The 18601-nt window shown below is 52.5% G+C and carries 14 protein-coding genes; 5 read left to right on the forward strand and 9 right to left on the reverse strand.

Translation table 11 applies throughout. The features are described 5' to 3' along the window. Positions 1-10 precede the first annotated feature (10 nt). Both xylA and BUB30_RS02640 read right to left on the reverse strand, forming a co-directional pair. Positions 11-1339, reverse strand: coding sequence for a xylose isomerase (xylA, locus tag BUB30_RS02635; RefSeq protein WP_073130812.1), 1329 nt, complete (start codon positions 1337-1339; stop codon positions 11-13). Positions 1340-1380: 41 nt separating this feature from the next. Further along, positions 1381-2880, reverse strand: coding sequence for a xylulokinase (locus BUB30_RS02640; RefSeq protein WP_073130815.1), 1500 nt, complete (start codon positions 2878-2880; stop codon positions 1381-1383). Between the two features lie 101 nt (positions 2881-2981). Here BUB30_RS02640 and BUB30_RS02645 point away from each other — a divergent pair, with 101 nt between their 5' ends. From BUB30_RS02645 to ctlX, 5 genes are all read left to right on the forward strand, one after another. Then, entirely contained in the window at positions 2982-3677 is a 696-nt protein-coding gene (locus BUB30_RS02645) for an NUDIX hydrolase (RefSeq protein ID WP_073130817.1), read from the forward strand. A gap of 460 nt (positions 3678-4137) precedes the next feature. Beyond that, a complete protein-coding gene (locus BUB30_RS02650) occupies positions 4138-5418 on the forward strand; it encodes an MFS transporter (protein ID WP_073130818.1) in 1281 nt (426 codons plus the stop codon). A gap of 97 nt (positions 5419-5515) precedes the next feature. Further along, on the forward strand, positions 5516-6487 hold the full coding sequence (locus BUB30_RS02655; protein WP_073130821.1) for a GDSL-type esterase/lipase family protein: 972 nt from the start codon (positions 5516-5518) through the stop codon (positions 6485-6487). Positions 6488-6575: 88 nt separating this feature from the next. Beyond that, positions 6576-8018: an arginine deiminase family protein gene (locus BUB30_RS02660; RefSeq protein ID WP_073130824.1), complete on the forward strand. Its 1443-nt coding sequence runs from the start codon at positions 6576-6578 to the stop codon at positions 8016-8018. A 12-nt stretch (positions 8019-8030) separates the two neighbouring features. Further along, positions 8031-8948, forward strand: a complete 918-nt coding sequence (gene ctlX / locus BUB30_RS02665; RefSeq protein ID WP_073130826.1) for a citrulline utilization hydrolase CtlX — start codon at positions 8031-8033, stop codon at positions 8946-8948. On the opposite strand, the gene BUB30_RS02670 is transcribed toward ctlX, so the two are convergent. From BUB30_RS02670 to BUB30_RS02700, 7 genes are all read right to left on the reverse strand, one after another. Then, complete coding sequence (locus tag BUB30_RS02670; RefSeq protein WP_073130827.1) at positions 8931-10430, reverse strand: M48 family metallopeptidase; 1500 nt, start codon at positions 10428-10430, stop codon at positions 8931-8933. The genes ctlX and BUB30_RS02670 overlap by 18 nt on opposite strands. 132 nt (positions 10431-10562) lie before the next feature. Next, positions 10563-11807, reverse strand: a complete 1245-nt coding sequence (locus tag BUB30_RS02675) for a hypothetical protein (RefSeq protein ID WP_073130830.1) — start codon at positions 11805-11807, stop codon at positions 10563-10565. Between the two features lie 72 nt (positions 11808-11879). Continuing rightward, the gene (locus BUB30_RS02680) at positions 11880-14165 is read right to left on the reverse strand and encodes a glycoside hydrolase family 65 protein (protein ID WP_073130831.1); all 2286 of its coding nucleotides are present in this window, start codon (positions 14163-14165) and stop codon (positions 11880-11882) included. Positions 14166-14222: 57 nt separating this feature from the next. Further along, positions 14223-14873 (reverse strand): beta-phosphoglucomutase, encoded by a 651-nt coding sequence (gene pgmB / locus BUB30_RS02685; protein WP_221408657.1) that lies wholly within the window; start codon positions 14871-14873, stop codon positions 14223-14225. 43 nt (positions 14874-14916) lie between these two features. Next, a complete protein-coding gene (locus BUB30_RS02690) occupies positions 14917-15891 on the reverse strand; it encodes a carbohydrate kinase family protein (RefSeq protein ID WP_073130833.1) in 975 nt (324 codons plus the stop codon). Positions 15892-15904: 13 nt separating this feature from the next. Next, positions 15905-16843: an ROK family protein gene (locus tag BUB30_RS02695; RefSeq protein ID WP_073130834.1), complete on the reverse strand. Its 939-nt coding sequence runs from the start codon at positions 16841-16843 to the stop codon at positions 15905-15907. A 106-nt stretch (positions 16844-16949) separates the two neighbouring features. Next, positions 16950-18593, reverse strand: coding sequence for a glycerol-3-phosphate dehydrogenase/oxidase (locus BUB30_RS02700; protein WP_073130836.1), 1644 nt, complete (start codon positions 18591-18593; stop codon positions 16950-16952). Between the last annotated feature and the right edge of the window lie 8 nt (positions 18594-18601).

Raw genomic sequence — 18601 nt, forward strand, 5'->3', positions numbered from 1 at the left:
GGTTACAACACTAAACGAACTTGTTCAACAAGTTCTCATAGTATTCCTGTTTGCCACTGATCTGTTCGGGTTCGCCGTTCTTGAGGGCAAGTTTTCTCAACTCTTCCAATCCCACCTTGCCTTGCTCAAACGATTTGCCTTTTCCGGCGTCGAAAGACGCATAGCGGGCTTTGCGCAGGTTGGTGTATTCGCCGTTGTCGAGGATGGCCTGGGCGGTGATAAGGCCGCGGGCAAAAGAGTCCATGCCGCCAATGTGGGCATAGAAAACATCGGCCTTGTCGGTGGAGTTTCTGCGGGTCTTGGCGTCGAAGTTCACGCCGCCGTTCTTGAAGCCGCCGGCTTGCAGGATCACGAGCATGGCTTCGGTCAGCTCATAAAGGCTGTTGGGGAACTGGTCGGTGTCCCAGCCATTTTGGTTGTCACCGCGGTTGGCGTCGATGCTTCCGAGTACGCCGGCGTTGGCCGCTACCTGGAGTTCGTGATCGAAGGTGTGTTGTGCCAGCGTGGCGTGGTTCACTTCGATGTTGAGTTTGAAGTCGTCCATCAACTCGAATTCGCGGAGGAAAGCGAGACAGGTGGCGGCGTCAAAATCGTATTGGTGTTTGGTGGGTTCCATCGGCTTGGGTTCGATGAGGAACGTGCCTTTGAAGCCTTGTGCGCGGGCATAGTCTTTCGATGCATGGAGGAAGCGCGCCAGGTGTTCCTGTTCGCGTTTCATGTCGGTGTTCAGCAACGACATGTAGCCTTCGCGACCGCCCCAGAACACATAGTTCGATCCGCTCAATTCGATGGTGGCATCGAGGGCGTTCTTCACTTGTGCGCCGGCCCAACATACCACATTGAAGTCGGGGTTGGTGGACGCGCCGTTCATGTAGCGCGGGTGTGAGAACAGGTTAGCCGTTCCCCAAAGCAATTTCACGCCCGACGCTTTTTGTTTTTTCTTGGCGTAGTCAACGATCTTTTGAATGCGTTCCTCGGATTCGGCCAGCGTGGGGGCTTCGTCTACCAGATCATAGTCATGAAAGCAATAGAACGGAGCGCCGATCTTGGTGATGAATTCGAAGGCGGCGTCCATTTTATCGTAGGCGCGTTGCATGGCATCGCTGCTTTGGTTCCAGGCGAAGTTTTTGGTGCCGGGGCCGAACGGGTCGCCGCCGGTGCCGCAGAAGGTGTGCCAGTAGGCGATCGCAAAACGGAAGTGTTCTTCCATGGTCTTCTTGCCTACTTTGCGCTTGGCGTCATAGAATTTAAACGCCAGAGGGTTGTCCGATTCCTTGCCTTCATACTTTATCGGGCCGATGCCCTTGAAGTATTCTTTGTCTCCGAGTGTAAGTTTCATGTAATTGTATTTAGCGTTGGGATATTCCAGTTGAAAAATTTTTATGCGATCGCTTTTTGCAGATGGGTCAGCCAGGTTTGATAGGCATTTTTATACTGGCCCATCAAAGCCGGCGAAGGTTGTTCCGTGCGGATGATCTTCAAGCCACGGAAGGCTTCTTCAAAAGAGCCAAACACGCCGGCCCCCACTCCTGCCCCGAGCGCGGCGCCTTTCGCACCGTCGGTGTCGTATAGCTCCAGCGGTGCACCGATGGTGTTGACAAAGGTTTCGCGGAACAGCGGACTTAAAAACATGTTGGCATGACCGGCGCGGATCACTTTTGTGTTCAAGCCCATGCCCTGTAAAACATCAAAGCCATACTTGAGGGCAAACACAATGCCCTCCTGTGCGGCACGAAACACGTGCGATTGGCCGTGACGGTTGAAGTTCAGGCCATGGAACGAGGCATCGAGGTTCTTGTCTTCCAATACGCGCTCGGCGCCGTTGCCAAACGGGAGAACCGAAAGACCGTCGGCACCGATGGGTGCCTCGGCTGCTATTTTGTTGATCTGATCATATTCATAGAGCGACCCATTCCCGCGGGCTTGTTTGCGCAGCCAGCTGTTGAGGATACCCGTACCGTTGATGCACAACAATACCCCGTTGCTTTTCACGGGTTTATTGTCGTTTACGTGAATGAACGTGTTGACCCGCGACTTGGGATCGTAGGCGTTTTTATCGGTGACGCTGTAAATGACCCCGGATGTTCCGGCCGTGGCAGCCGTTTCGCCGGCGTTTAAAACATTTAAGGAGAAGGCATTATTTGGCTGATCACCAGCACGATAGCTCACCGGAGTCCCTTCCTTCAAGCTGAGCTGCTGCGCCATGACCTTGGTCACTTTGCCGTGGATGGAAAAGGTGGGCACTTGCGTGGCCAGCATCGACGCGGGGATGCCGTAGAGGGAGAGCAATTTCTCCGACGGTGTTCCCGCGGCATAATCCCAAAACATGCCTTCGGACAGACCGGAAGCCGTGGTGACGATGTCGCCGGTGAGTTTCATGGCGAGGTAGTCGCCCGGGAGCATCACTTTGTGGATGCGTTCGAAGACGGCGGGTTCGTTATCTTTTACCCATTTGAGTTTGGAGGCGGTGAAGTTCCCGGGGGAGTTCAACAAATGCTTTAAGGAATAGTCTGCACCCAGGCTTTGAAAGGCGCTGCGACCGATGTCAACGGCACGGCTATCGCACCAGATGATGGAAGGGCGAAGCACCTTTTGATCTTTGTCTACGCAGACCAGGCCGTGCATTTGATACGAAATACCGATGGCGGCAATGTCCGCCCCAGAGGCGCCGGATTTTTTTAAGCAAGCCTGGAGGCTTTTCTGTGCATGTTCCCACCACATTTCGGGATCCTGCTCCGCCCAGCCGGCATGTACGGCCAACATGGGCATTTCTTCGGCCGGCGATTGTGCCGAGGCAACGGATTGCCCGGTGGCCGCATCGATCAGCGACGCTTTGATGGAGGAACTGCCCAGGTCATACCCCAAAAGGTATTTCTTCATAATTTGTAAAATTACAATCGTTTGAAAGTGCGGTAAATATATAACTTATAGTACATTTGACTACAAGTATCCGTAAAATAATTTTTATACCTTAACAGCGCATGACGACCCTACCCTTTCCCGATACCATTATCGACGCCCTGTCCATTGACTGCCTGATCTTTGGCTTTAAAAAAAGTGAGCTCGACATCCTGCTCGTCCAACACGGCGAAGGCATCAGCAAAGGGAAATGGGCGCTTCCCGGCGGCTGGATCAAATACAACGAAAGCACCGACGGCGCCGCCACGCGCATCCTGAACGACCTCACCGGCGTATCCAACATCTACCTGGAGCAATTGCGCGCCTTTGGTGACGTGCACCGCTACCCCACCAAGCGCGTAATCACCATCGCCTACTATGCGCTGGTAAAGCCCGAGAACTACACCTTGCATGCCGGTTTCACCGCGGCCGATGCGCAATGGTTCAAGATCAGCGAAGTGCCGGAAATGCCTTATGACCACAAGATGATCCTCAACGAAGGGTTGGCCTACCTTAAACATAAAGTAAGACATGAACCCATCGGGTTTAATCTTCTCCCCAAGAAATTCACTCTACTACAATTGCAAGAGCTTTACGAAGCCATTCTGGACAAAAAACTGGACAAACCCAATTTCCGGCGCAAGCTGATGCGGATGAATCTGCTGGAGCCGTGTAAGGAGAAGCAGACGGATGTATCGCATCGCGCGGCAGGGCTTTATAAGTTTGATAAGAGAACCTACAATCACCTGAAGGAGAAGGGATTTATGTTTGAGTTGTGAGGGTTCAGGAGTCAGGAGTCAGGAGCCAGAATCCAGGAGCCAGGAGAAATGTAAAATGCAGCCGGCGATGGTTGGGACATCGGCGGCGACTGAAGGGGATCGGGCTTTGGGTTGGAATCAGTAGTCAGTAGTCAGTAGCCATGAGAAGTGCAAAATACATCTGTCGTTGATCGGGCATCAGGCCTGAACAATTCCATGAGACCTATAACTCGCTGTGAGAGAAAAAATTATGGTCATAATGTCTGTTCGTCCTCACACCACACTCACCCCCACTCCTGCATTCCCTATTGGCTTCCTGGATTCTGGCTCCTGAAAAAAACTTGCCCCACCCATAGTCATAAGGACTATAAGTTTTCCCCAATTCTCGTAGATTGCAATCCGTTGCACTCTTGCAAGGGAGGATTTTTAACTGCATCTTAACGCATCACTTAGACTATAACCTTAAACCTTTTAATTCATCATGGAACAGAAGAATATTAACCGCACCAGCCTGTTTTGGGCAAGTTGCATGTCGCTGTTGGTGACATCGCTTTCTTTCGGGATACGGGCCGGTATTTTAAACAGACTCGGGATAGAGTTCAGTCTTAATGCCCAGCAACTGGGAACGATCGCCGCAACTGCTTTTTGGGGATTCCCGCTTGCCGTTGTTATTGGCGGTTTCGTTGTCGATATCATTGGCATGAAACGCCTGCTCGTCATTGCCTTCCTGTTTCACCTTCTGGGCATTGGTCTCACGGTATTTGCGAACGGCTACTGGTCCCTGTTTATCTCCACCCTTTTGATCGGTATTGCCAACGGAACCGTTGAAGCGGCTTGTAATCCGCTGGTCGCTACCATTTACTCCGAAAACAAGACCACAAAATTGAATCACTTCCACCTCTGGTTTCCCGGCGGTATCGTGATCGGTACGCTTATCGTTATGCTGTTCGACAAGATGGGATTAGGATGGCAAGTGCAAGTGGCGACCATGTTTCTCCCTACCCTGGCGTATGGCTACCTTTTCCTGAAACTGGATTTCCCCGTTACCGAACGCGTAGCGTCGGGTGTTTCCACGGGCGACATGTATAAGGCGGTCCTCACTCCTCTCTTCATCTTCATGTTCATCTGTATGTTTGGAACGGCCATCACCGAATTATTCACCAACCAATGGGTAGGCTTGCTGCTTTCGAAGGCAACGAGTAATTCCCTGTTGCTCCTTACTATTACTACCGGCATCATGGTGATCGGCCGTGGTTTTGCAGAGCCAATCGTTCACCGGTTTTCGCCGGCAGGTGTATTGTTGGCATCGGCCACCTTGGCAGCACTAGGACTTTACATGATGAGTACTGTAAATGGAAACATGTTGCTCGTTGCAGCATTGCTTTTTGGAATTGGGGTTTGTTATTTTTGGCCCACCATGCTGGGCTTTGTCTCCGAAAATATCCCGAAATCAGGTGCCGTGGGAATGAACCTGATGGGGGGCGCCGGTATGTTTGCCGTTTCGGTTTACACGGCATTTATGGGCGGTGTTTATGATAACATTATTTCCAAGAATCTTCCTTCTGGTGCAGATCTCAAAGCATATCAGGCTGCCGCCGCAGGAAGTACAGAGGCAACGGCCTTTGCCAATGCGCAGTTGGTGGCCGGACCGGAAGTTATCCGTACCACCCTGGTAATCCCCATTGTTCTGGTGGTTGCGTTTACCGGATTGGTGATCTACATGCGCGGTCGAAAAAAAGCGCAAGCCCCTGCAACAGCGTAAGCTATAGTGATCTAAGAAATTCAGAGGATGGCCAAAAACCATCCTCTTTCTTTTTTACGTACATTCCATTAAATCCTCACCGAGGGCTTCATTGAGTATGCGTAAACTTATTGTGATATTGCTGCTGCTTTCTTCGACGGCTATGGCTCAGAAACTGATCATTACGGAAAAGGTAAAATTTCTCGCCCTGGGCGATTCATATACCATTGGCGAGAGTGTGCCGGTCAGTGAACGCTGGCCCGTCCAGTTGATCGACGCCATTACGCTGAAGGGGTTGGATTGTCTGGAGCCGAAGATCATTGCCACCACCGGGTGGCGCACCGACAATCTGAAAGAAGCCATCGCGGCCGCGAAGCTTACGGCCGACTACACGCTGGTGTCGTTGCTGATCGGGGTGAATAATTATTACCAGGGAAAAACGGTGGAGAGCTATGCGCCGGAGTTTGAAGAATTGTTGAATACGGCCATCCGGTTGGCGGGTGGGAAGAAGTCGCACGTGTTTGTGGTTTCTATTCCCGACTATGGGTATACGCCTTTTGGGAAAGACAAGCAGGCGACGATCAGTGTGGGGATCGATGCCTTCAATGCCGTGAATAAGTCCATCGCGCAAAAGCTGGGTGTGCCCTATTTTAACATCACGGAAATATCCCGAAGGGGGCTGGTGGACCCTGACCTTGTAGCGCCGGATGGGTTGCATCCTTCGGGGCTCATGTATTCGCTCTGGGTGCAGTTGATCTTGCAGGATGCCACGCTCGTACATTCCGATACCGATGAAGGCGACAGTGGCAACGATCCGGTGACGGGCATTGCCGATGAACAGTATGGCGTGAACATCTACCCCAACCCTTTTGAGAAAAGCATCATCATCGATAACCTCCCTCCATCGCAACATAGCCTGAGGGTGGAGCTGTTGAATGATCAGGGTGCAGCCGTGTCGGTGAACGAAACCCTCGCGCCGGAAGGGGGACGCCTTGAGCTCGACACCCGGCGGTTGAATGCAGGATTGTATCATTACCGCATACAAGGTTCGGCTGGCTTTTTATTGCAGGGAAAATTAATCAAGGTTTAAACGGTTTAAACCCACATTGCTGGGGAAAGTGGCGGGGGGATTTGTAAATTAAAAATGGCGTTTGTTCCTTGGGGCCTTTATTCGTTTTATGGCCAAAAAATCAATGCACGTCACCTCCGAGATTGGAACCCTGAGAAAGCTTTTGGTGCATAGTCCCGATAGCAGTTTGGGGAAAGTGGTGCCCTCCAAAGCACAGGACTGGTTGTTTGAAGACATCGTGCACCTGGACACCATCCGCAAAAAAGAATACGACTACTACACGCGCATCCTGCTCTACTTCCTCGACCCCGAAAAGATCGCCGGCAAGCTCAAGCAAATCGATGCCCCCGAAAACAACCGGAATTTCTACAAGCCCGACGACGACGGCTTTCACCGCTCCGAAAAAGTGATCGAGCTGCAATGGCTCCTGGCCGACATCCTGAAAGACAACACCATCAAATTGAAACTGGTGGCGTCGGTATGCGCCATTGAGTTCTGCTCCTACGAAACGCAAAGCAAACTCTTTGCCCTGGATCATGTGGAGCTTTCCAAAGTGCTTATCAGCGGCACGCTGCTGGACGGTCGCATGCTCTTCGCCCCCATCCCCAATTTTATATTTACGCGCGACATCGGCGTGGTGGTCAACGATCACATCCTGTTGAACCGCCCGGCAAAAAAAGCCAGGACACGGGAAGCGTTGCTTACCAAATATATTTTCTTCAACCACCCGCTGTTTGCCTCCTTCGAAAACAAGATCATCGAGATCGAAGACACGTCGCACCACTTCCTGATGCCCAAAGAAAGCGATGACAAGAAAGTGACCCTGGAGGGTGGCGACGTGATGATGGTGAGCACAAACCATTTGCTGGTGGGCGTGAGCGAACGCACCACGGTAGAGGCCGCCCACCAGGTGGTGAACCTCATGTTCGAACGCAAACTGGTGGACAAAGTGACGGTGGTGCGCATTCCCAAAAAGCGCGACTACATGCACATCGACACCGTGTTCACCCAGGTGAAACGAAACATGTGGGTGATGCTGGGCAACTTCTCGCGGAAGAGCATCAAGAAAGAAGATGCCGACCCGGTTGAACGCATTTTGGAAAGCAAGAAAAAAGACGACCCGATCAAGATCGTGCAGTTCAACCGCCACGACCTGGAACGCCCCGTCTATTTCGAGACGCTGGAAGACTTGCTGATCAACATCAGCGAAGTGGACCTGAAGAGCCCGGAGAAGACGGCATTCATTTATTCCGGCAACAGCGAATTCCCCTATGATGTTCGCGAACAATGGACGGATTCGTGCAACGTGTTGGTTTTGAAAGAAGGCGTTGTACTGGGATATGATCGAAACGACAAGACCACCGAAGCCTTTACGGCGCAAGGCTTTAACGTGGTTCACGTACACGACCTGCTGAACGACCTGGAGGCCGGCAAAGTGCGTGTGGAAGATCTGAAAGATACAGTGATCCTGATGCCTTCGGCGGAACTGTCGCGGGCGCGTGGAGGTTTTCATTGTATGAGCCTGCCCTTGCTGCGGGATGAAATCAACTAACCTTCTTTGAAGATGAGCCGTCAAACGACTTCCCACTTATTGATGATCCGCCCCGTGCAGTTTGCTTTTAATGCGCAGACGGCCGTGAACAATGCGTTCCAATCCACGAAAGACACCAATGCGCAGGAGCTCGCCCTGAAAGAGTTCGATAACTTTGTGACCCTGCTTCGAAAAAAAGGCGTGGATGTGACGGTGGTGAACGATACGGCCGCGCCGCACACACCCGATTCTATTTTCCCCAACAACTGGATCTCCTTTCACGACGATGGGAGCATTGTGCTCTACCCGATGTATGCCGCCAATCGCCGCCAGGAGCGGAAGCCCCATGTGCTGGAGACACTGGAAAAACATTTCAGCATAAAGCATCGCATTGACCTTTCTGCTTACGAAAACAGCAACGTCTTTTTGGAAGGCACGGGAAGCATGGTGTTGGACCGGGAGAACAAAATTGCCTATGCCTGTTTGTCGCAGCGAACCGATGCAAAGGTGTTGAATGATTTTTGCGCGCGCCTGGGGTATACGGCCCAAGCCTTTACCGCTACCGACGCCAACGGCTTCCCCATCTATCACACCAACGTGATGATGTGCGTGGCCGATCGCTACGTCATCATCTGCCTCAATTCCATCGCCGATGCCGCAGAACGAAAGGCGACAGTCGCCTGCATCGCCAAAACAAACAAAGCGATCATCGCCATCACGCTGGATCAGATGAATCATTTCGCAGGCAATATGCTCCAGGTGAACAATGCGAATGGCGATACATTCCTGATCATGTCGTCGCAGGCCTATAAAGCCTTGACTTCTGAGCAGGTGGAAGCGATTGAACAATACAACGCTATTCTTCATTCCAGTCTCGATACGATCGAGCGCAATGGCGGGGGGAGTGCGCGATGCATGATGGCCGAGGTGTTTTTACCCGCCCGGTCGTAAAAACGTTTTCATGATATCGATGTAATATTTCCTGTATTCTTCTCTATCGAAATGACCCTCTTTGCCGAAGCGTTCCTCAAAGCTCTTTTCGACGCGTAACTGCACCGTTTTCCGATTGGTTAATTCACAAACCCGCCAAAGCAGGTAGTAATGCTCAGGGTTATCGGCATTGAAGTTGCCCTGACTGTTCAAAAAGTTGAATGCAATTTCGAGCATCTCGTCCTCTTTCAGGTTGTGCAGAAATGTATTGACGAACTTTAACTCATCCCCATAGCCCCCGATAAAATCCGGCAAGTCTCGTTTTCGATCCTGATACACGTCTTTGTCCTCGGAAAGATCGATCAATATTTTAGCGATGGTCGACACCAGATATTGATTGGCGGGGTAATCGGCTTTCAATTGCAGGGCCATCAGCAGGGCATAGTCCAGCCGATGGAATTCAACCTGCAAGTCTAAGTCCTCGAATTGGCACTGCGCAATGAGCTGCTGTACCTCTTCATCGGGTCGCTTATTGAGACCTAGGTGGTTGTCGACCAAAGAGGCCCCTAGCCATTCGATTCGCTTGGAAATTTCAGGGTGAGTCTTGATGGAGTCAATTGCAAAAATGGCCACGTACGCTGGGCGCTTGGTATACATGCTGGGCCGTGCGTCCAGCCAATGTTCCTGGAAGGGATATTTCGCAAATTGAAATGGGTTGAACAAGGCATACCCGAGCTTCTTTTTTGTGTAATCGACCGAATCCAATATCGAAAGCAGACCGATGCTTTCGCGTGTGTTGAAGCCCGCCCTTTGCAGGATGATCAATCCGAGCGAGTCGGCGGCCCTTTCGTGCTTTCGTTCGAAGTGCGAAAGCTGGTACATCATGTTCCGGAGTGTGTCTAAGTCGCTTTTCTCCACGTCCGTTTTCAGCACGTTGACCAGACCCTTTTTTACCTTTTTTGAGATCTTTTCACTGGCTTCTTTGCGGATCCGTTCTCTCACGTGCCCGAGCTCGTAGTGGGCAATCTCGTGCGCCAACGTGAAGGCCAGTTGACTTTCGTTGTTGATCCGCCCCAGGAGACCAGTGGTCACCACAAAGGTGCCCTCCCCGACACACATGGCATTGACCTCCGGCAATTTCGCGATGAGCACGCGCTTTGGCGTGACACGAAGTTTCGAGTGCTCGACCAGGTCATGAAAGATATCGTCGACGAATTTTTGCAGGGTCTTATCTTCTATGATCCTCCCTCCCTTGACCATTCTGATGAGGTGCCCGGTATTGGATTCGTAACGGCGCGACATGCCTTCGATCTTCGGTTCGAGGTAATACAATTCCTCTTTCAACTGTTGCTTCAGGCTCTTGACGAGCCAAAGGTCTTTTCCGTCGTATACAGGAAGCGGCTTGAACGATTGGTCCAGTTGCGCCTGAGCCTCGATCAAAACAAGGCAGGCAATAGACAAAAGAAACGCACGAAATGGCGCCAGTGACAAAAACATAGCCATAAACCAACTAGACAATTATCGCAATCTACAAATATTTTCGGTCGTTAGAAGGGCAACTTTACCGTTTATGAACGCATCAGACGGTCCCCCAATTGCCCGATGCAAAAAATCATCATCGCTCTATTCCTTTATTCAACGATTAAATGGATACTCGTTAATCCAATGGAATCCGCGATTTATTAAAAGAAATTCGTCGGAATTCTTGCGCATAGCAATATGGATGGAATCCTCGTCTAGTTTTCCCTTTAACCTGTAGAGGCTGTCGTTGGCGATGGCATATTGAAAATGGTAGGCCGTTCCGGAATCGAGGCTGATGAGGCTCATGGTGTGCGCAACGGTGTCGGCGGCGAAGTTCCACCGGATGGCGGCCCCGTCCATGTACTGGAGGCTGCATTTGTCTTTGGTCAGAACATAAAGTTTTTGCCAGCGGCGTGTTTTATCTTCTTCGGGCACGACCACACCATTGGTCTTGTGCTCTACGATCTCATAGGTATCAAAGCGCTCCGGGAAAAATGCAGCTACCTCCGCTTCTCTTTTCAAACCAGAAACAACCAATTGTTCGACAATTACCAGAATGATGATGGCTTTCCCGATGCCATAGAACACCCTGGCTTTGGGATGGGCGATCGCTGGCCGGATATTTTCAGGTGCTATGGCCTGGTTCAAAATAAAAAATGAGATCAACCTTTTCAGTTGAGGCGCAACGATCACGACGGCGACGACCAGGAGGTGCGCAGAGAACAGTTTCACGGGGACGTCGTAGCTGAAGTTCAACATCAGAATGTTGATCATGATCGCAATACTGATCAATGCCCCCAGCAAGGTGGTCCGTCGAAAGAAAAGCAAGCTACCCGCCAATATCTCGGCGCCGCCCGTAAACAAATTGTAGGTCTTGGAATAGCCCATGAAAGCCCACAAAAGACCCATCGGCGAAAATTGTCCCAGGGGTGTCGCCAATCGTTCCAGCGACAGGAATGGGAACTGTGTTTTGAAGACCTTGGCCAGGCCGTAGACGAGCATCATGTAAGCCAGGAAATAGCGCAAGAAGATCAAAAACCAAAACAACAGCGTGTCATAGTTGGCACGTTTTCGATCGATCCATGTCCACACCACCGTGGCCAGCAGCGAAATCGATCCAATCACAACCAACTGCACAAAGTTCCAGGTGGTGTCGCCGCTGCCATTGGGCATCACGGTGATGTCGATGTTGAAAACATGATGCCCCGTAAAGAGCACGATAGCGTTCCAGGGTGAGAAGGACGAAAACTCGACCCACCAGGAGGCCGGCACATAGCACAGGAGATAGACAAAGAAAAATCGGAAGAGAATTTTAGTGGCGGTTGACCACGATGCCGGAGTGGGTATTGCAGTTTCCATAAACGATATTGAATAAAAAAATTTCCGGCACAAAGCCGCGCCGGAAATTTTAGCAAAGTTCAAACTATCTCTCTAGCGTTTCAGCATCACCGGCTTGCCATGAAGACATATCTCCAACGGCGACCCGGATTCCAGGATGGTCTCCACGCTATCTTTCGAGATCTTGATCTTGATGACACGCTCTCTGAATTCCAACCGGAACGAATACGACTTCCATTGGTCTGGCGTGAACGGATTAAAATGCAGCATGCCGTCTTTCACCGTCATCCCCCCAAACCCCTTCACCACACTCATCCACGTGCCCGCCATCGAAGTGATGTGACAGCCATCTTCGGTGTCGTTGTTGTAGTCGTCGAGGTCGAGGCGCGAGGTGCGCAGATAGAATTCGTAGGCGCGTTCTTTATAGCCCAACCGCGAGGCAAGGATCACGTGTACGCAGGGCGACAGCGATGACTCGTGCACGGTCATGGGTTCGTAGAAATCGAAATTCTTGCGGATGGTCTCAATGTCGTAGCGCTCTTCGAACAGGAAGATCCCTTGCAGCACGTCGGCTTGTTTGATGAAACACGAACGCAGAATGCGATCCCACGACCACTTCTGGTTGATGGGGCGGTCTTCTGGTTTCAGGTCGCTCACGCGCAGCAGCTCCTTGTCGAGAAAGCCGTCCTGTTGCAGGAACACGCCGCGCTTCTCGTCCGCGGGATAATGCATTTTTGAAATGATCTCTTTCCAACGCGTGGTCTCGGCTTCGTCAAAGTTGTTGGCCTTTGTGATCACCGTGTAGCGCTCGCCTTGTGCCTTTTTCACTTGCTCCAAAGAATCGATCGTGTACTGTAAGGTCCAGGTGGCGATGGTATTGGTGTACCAGTTGTTGTTGACGTTGTTCTCGTATTCGTTTGGCCCGGTAACACCCAACATCACAAACTTGTTTTTGTCCGACGACCAGGTGATGCGCTGCGACCAGAAACGCGAGATGCCAATGAGCACGTCCAGGCCAAACTCCGCCAGATAGGCTTCGTCGCCCGTGTAGCGGATGTAGTCAAAAATAGCAAACGCGATGGCGCCGTTGCGGTGGATCTCCTCGAAGGTGATCTCCCACTCGTTGTGACATTCCTCCCCGTTCATGGTCACCATGGGATACAAAGCCGCTCCCTTGTTGAAGCCGAGTTTGCCGGCATTCTCGATGGCGCGTTGCAGGTGTTTGTGGCGATAGACCAGCAGGTTGCGGGCTACGTTTTGTTCGGCTGTGCCGAGATAAAAAGGCAGGCAGTACGCTTCGGTATCCCAGTACGTGCTTCCGCCATATTTCTCGCCCGTAAACCCTTTTGGGCCGATGTTGAGGCGCTCGTCGTCGCCGGTGTAGGTTTGGGTCAATTGAAAAATATTGAAGCGGATGCCTTGTTGCGCAGCGATATCGCCTTCGATAGTGATGTCGCACTCGTCCCATTTATGGGCCCACACTTTGCTGTGGGCTTCCAGCAGGGCGTCGAAGCCTTTGGTGGTGGCCTCGGTGAGTACCTGCTCACAAGCCGCTACCATCTTGTCTTTCGCATGATTCTCGGAGGAGAGAATGGCGGCGTATTTATAGATGACCAACTCCTTGCCTTCGTGCAAATCCAGTTGGATCACGTTGCCGGCATATTTTTCACGCAACTCCACGTTCACCCGGTCGAACGACGCTTTCTTGCCGTCCTGCAGAATGACATACTTCATGCCGGTGGTGACGTGGAAAAATGTTTTCTTGGTCTGGGCGGTCACGATGGCCTTTCCTTCGGCGGCTTCTTTGTAGACCTCTTCCCAGAATTTTTCATCGTAGTTGGAGTCTTTGTTCACCACGTCGGCATCGACATAGATCGAGAGCGTGGCCTTTGCCGAGAAATTCAGCGGGGTGATGGCATAGCGGATGGCGCCGATCTCGCCGTGGGCCATGCTGCAAAAGCGCTTGGATTCCACGCGCACCTTTTTGCCATCGGGCAATGTTGCGGCAAAGCTGCGCGACAACAACCCCACCTTCATGTCGAGCACGCGTTTAAAGTCTTCTACCTTGCACTTGGCCAGGTCGAGTTTCTGGTTGTCGATGGTGACGCGGATACCGATCCAGTTGGGGGCGTTCAATACTTTGGCGAAGTATTCGGGATAGCCGTTCTTCCACCAGCCTACGCGGGTTTTGTCCGGATAGTAAACGCCGGCCACGTAGCTTCCGCGCAGGGTTTCGCCGGAGTAGTCTTCTTCAAAATTGGCGCGCTGGCCCATGTGGCCATTGCCGATGCTGAATACGCTTTCCGATATTTTATTGTAATGCGGGTCGAGACCTTCTTCAATGATTTGCCATTCGTGGTGCTTGAGATACTCCTTCATAAGCTAAACCGGTATTAATGTCGTATAAAATGTTTACTGAGGGCTCTTCCGTTCCTCTTAGAGTTGTTCCAATTCTGCCGGCTTGAACTGTCCGGTCTTTTCAATCACGCGCTGGGCCTTGCCCAGTTGCGCGGGCGATCCCACGCCCACACACTTCATGCCCGCGGCCAGGGCGGCTTCCACACCGGCCTCGGCATCTTCGAACACCACGCAATCCTTTGAGTCTACACCGAGTCTGCTGGCGGCCAGCAAAAAGATTTCGGGGTCGGGTTTCGAATGAACAATCATTGTTCCATCCACCACCACATCGAAGTAGGACTCGATGTGCAGGCGTTGAATAACGGTTCTCGCATTTTTACTGCTCGACGCCAGCCCGGTCTTAACGCCTTGCTTGCGAAGTTGTTCAAGCAACGCCTTCACGCCGGGATAGATCTCTTCGGGCATCATGCGTTCGACATAATCCACAAACCAGGTGTTCTTTTTATTGGCCAGGGTTTCTTTATCGTGTTGACTCAGCGATACGTTGCCCAGGCTGAGCAAGATGTCCATGGACTGCATGCGGCTGACACCTTTCAGCCGTTCGTTGTCTTCTACTGTAAACCGTATACCGAGTTCATCGGCCAGTCGTTTCCAGGCCAGGAAATGATAGTGCGCTGTATCTACGATAACACCATCGAGGTCAAAAATGCAAGCCTTAGTCAAAATCAAAAGGGTCAGTTAAATAGATCGTATGAGGTGTGAAAATGAGGTTCTAAAAATACGTTTCCCGGATGAGTTTATTGGTGTCTTCCAGCGACTTAAATACGGCAAAGGTTTTCCCCTGTGTGCGCAGGGCGCCGAGGGCGTTGCCATAGCGGGCCGCGCCCACATAGTCGGTGGGCTTTTGCAACAACCCGAAGCCCACGCCGCCGGCAAAGGAGTCGCCACAGCCGGTGGTGTCCACCACGTTGTCTACGGGCACGGCAGGGACCATGTGCTCCACGATCTTTCCTTTCTCTTTGTAGTAGGTCAGGCAGCCGCGGGAATCGACGGTGATGTACACGCATTTCACGCCCATGTTCAGGCAATGCGCGGCAAACTTTCCAAGTTCATCGCGATCCACTTCATCGCTTTCGACAAAATAGTCGCTGGTCTCATATTCTTTCTTGAACCAGGAGGCGTGCGCTTCTTCGAGGTTCATTTTTAGCACGTCGATATAGGGCAACCAATGATCGCGGTCGATCCAGAATTTGCGCTGACGTTCGCCGTTGAACAGGCAGGCCGTGGTGGGGCCGTGGGCGTCAAAGATGATGGTGCCTTTGCTGTTTTCTTTTAGGAATTTCAACGTATCGAGCGAAACCTCGTAGTCGCTGATGGGGATGAACACAAACACCTTGCAGTTGAGCAGACTCTTCACATCGGCCGGGACGATGGGATCCATGAAGCCCGTTTGCCGCTCGATGCGGTTGTTCATGTCGAGGAACCTCAGGCTGATGATGTCACCCTGGTCGTTCTTCGTCGTGAGGTGTTTGGTGTTGATGCCTTCATAGCCACCGAAGACCTCCTTCACATTGTCGAGGTCGACCTGGCGCACGTGGCACACGGGGATGATCTCGATCTTGTCGCCGGCTAAGGTTGAAAGGGCAATGACGGGATGCGTGACGCACCCCCACTTCTGAATAAGGTCGCCCTGGTGCGTCACGATGTGATCGCGGGGTATGGGGCCAAGCACGGCGATTCGTTTCATATTTGTCAAGTAGTTAACTCACCAGGAAAGCTGCTCCGATCACCCCCGCACTGTCGCCCAGCAACGGGCGGACTACCGGCGTGTCGAGCGCATTGTTGAAAACGTATTTCCGGAGTGCATCCAACCCCCGGTCATACAGCAAATCGATGTTGCCCACTCCCCCGCCAATGACGATCACGTCGGGGTCGAGTATGTTCACGATCACGCTAAGGGCTTTTCCATAAAACTCCACCAGCCGCAGCATCGTCTTTTGCGCCGTGGGGTCCACTTTCGATTCTGCCAGGGCTACAATGTCTTTGAGGGGCTTTTTGTTACCGGTTTCGTCGAAATAATATTTTTCAAGGGCAGGCCCTGCGATCACTTTCTCCACACAGCCGGTCTTGCCGCAGTAGCACGGACCACCCGACTCGTCCAGGAAGTTGTGGCCCCATTCGCCGGCGATGCCCTGCAGACCGATAATGGGTTTGCCGTCGATCACAATGCCACCGCCCACGCCGGTACCCATGATCACCCCGAACACCACGCGGGCGTTGGGAAACTGTTCCTTCACCACGCCATAGCGGGCTTCGGCCAACGCAAAGCAATCGGCATCATTGGCCATTTCGATGGGGAGGCCCAGCAGCTTTTCGAGATCGGTTTTCATGGGACGGCCGTTCATGGCCGTGGTGTTGCAATTCTTCATCACCCCCCGTTTGGGATCGAGGGTGCCCGGGGTGCCAAAGCCGATGCGGGCGGGCGTGAAGTTGGCGTCGGCCTTCATTTTGTCGATCAGTCTCTTGACCTGACCCAGCATGTGGTCATAGCCCTTGTCGGATTCCGTGGGCAGACGGTCGCGATAGAGCACCTCCGGATCTTTTGCTGATTTCAGAATGACACCTTCGATCTTGGTGCCCCCCATATCTATTCCCCAGAGACTATGCTCATCTCCAATGCGCGTGCTGGTCTTCGTCATACAACCCGATTACAATCGTTATTCCACCGTAATTTAAGAGTCTAATCGGAAAAACTATCGCCGGGCAGATCTTAAATTTAAGATGAACTTTTCGTCGTGTTTTGGGTTAGCGAAAGCTTTTTAGCGATGCGATGAATTCGTCGAGTTGATCCAACTGCTCAGCCAGGAGGATGTCGTCCCACTTGAAGTAGACCTGGCATTCGCGGGCGATGGTTTCCTTCCATTGGAGCACGCGCCCGAGGTCGAAATACGTGAGGCCCGTGCGGCGGATGAGGAAATCGCTTAAGGTGCACACCATCTCGAAATGCAGGCAATGCCACAATTCCGCTTTCAACAGCGCCAGGTCTGCCGCCTGGCTGGCGGCCTGCGTCTCAAAACGTTTGAAGATCGTCTCGGCTTGCTGGCCATAGTTCTCCACCAGGTAGGCGGCGGTGTGTGGCGGCAATTGATGTGGGGCAAGTTTGCGTTGCAGCTCGCGCACAAAATCGCGTACCTGGCGGACACCCGAGAAACTGTGTTCCGACAACCGGAGCGTCTGGGTCTGGCAAGGTTTGAGCTTTCGTTCTTCAAAGTAATTTTTGATGACCAGGTTCACCACCCGCTCGGCCATTTTCCGGTAGCCCGTAAGTTTACCCCCCGCGATGGAAATGAGGCCCGTCGGTGACTCGAAAATCTCGTCTTTCCGCGAAAGCTCGGAAGCCGATTTCCCATCCTCATGGATCAATGGCCTCAACCCGGCCCAACTGGATTCAATATCGGCGACCGATAGGCCTACCGATGGAAAAGTGGTGTTTACGCCTTGGACGAGGTAGGTGGCGTCGTCCGGCGTGGCGGTCACGTGGTCTTTGTCGCCTTCGTAGTTGGTGTCGGTCGTTCCCACGTAGGTGATCCTCCCCCGTGGAATGGCAAAGATCATCCGTCCGTCGTCCACGTCGAAGTAGATGGCCTGCTTCACGGGCAGCTTGTGATGGGGCAATACGATGTGGACGCCCTTGGTCAGGTGCAGGCGTTTTCCGGTTTTGGATTTGTTGATCTCCCGCAACTCATCCACCCACGGTCCCGTAGCGCTGACCACCGCTTTGGCCTGGATGGAAAATGTTTCCCCCGACAATCCATCCTTCACTTTCACCCCCGAGACTTGCTCGTTCGTGTAGATAAAATCCGTCACCCGGACATAGTTCAAGATCACCGCCCCATGGTTGACGGCGGTTTTGATGATCTCCATGGTGAGGCGCGCATCGTCGGTCCTGTATTCGGCGTAGATCGCGCCGCCTTTGATGTCGTCTTTCTTTAGCAGCGGCTCATAGCGCAAGGTCTGGGCTTTGGTGAGCATTCTGCGCCGGTCTTCTGCCTTCACCCCGGCCAGCAGGTCGTACACCTTCAGGCCGATGGACGTGAGCCAATAGCCGAGCCCTTTTTTCTCGGACAGCGGCAACAACATTTTCTCCGGCACCACCAGGTGAGGCGCCAGGTTGTGTACCACCGCCCGTTCGCTGCCCACCTCCTTCACCAATCCAAATTCGAGCTGCTTCAGGTAGCGCAACCCGCCGTGGATGAGTTTGGTTGAGCGGCTGCTGGTGCCATAGGCAAAGTCCACCTTCTCCACCAACGCAGCCCTCAGGCCACGCGAGGCCGCATCCAGGGCAATGCCCGCGCCGGTGATGCCCCCACCGATGATGAGGATGTCGAACGGATCGCCGGTGAGTTGCTTGACGAGGACAGGACGGTCGTGATAAGAGAACGGGGTCATGAATGTTT

Origin of the sequence: Chryseolinea serpens (assembly GCF_900129725.1) — a bacterium.
In the GTDB taxonomy this organism is placed as follows: Bacteria; Bacteroidota; Bacteroidia; order Cytophagales; family Cyclobacteriaceae; genus Chryseolinea; species Chryseolinea serpens.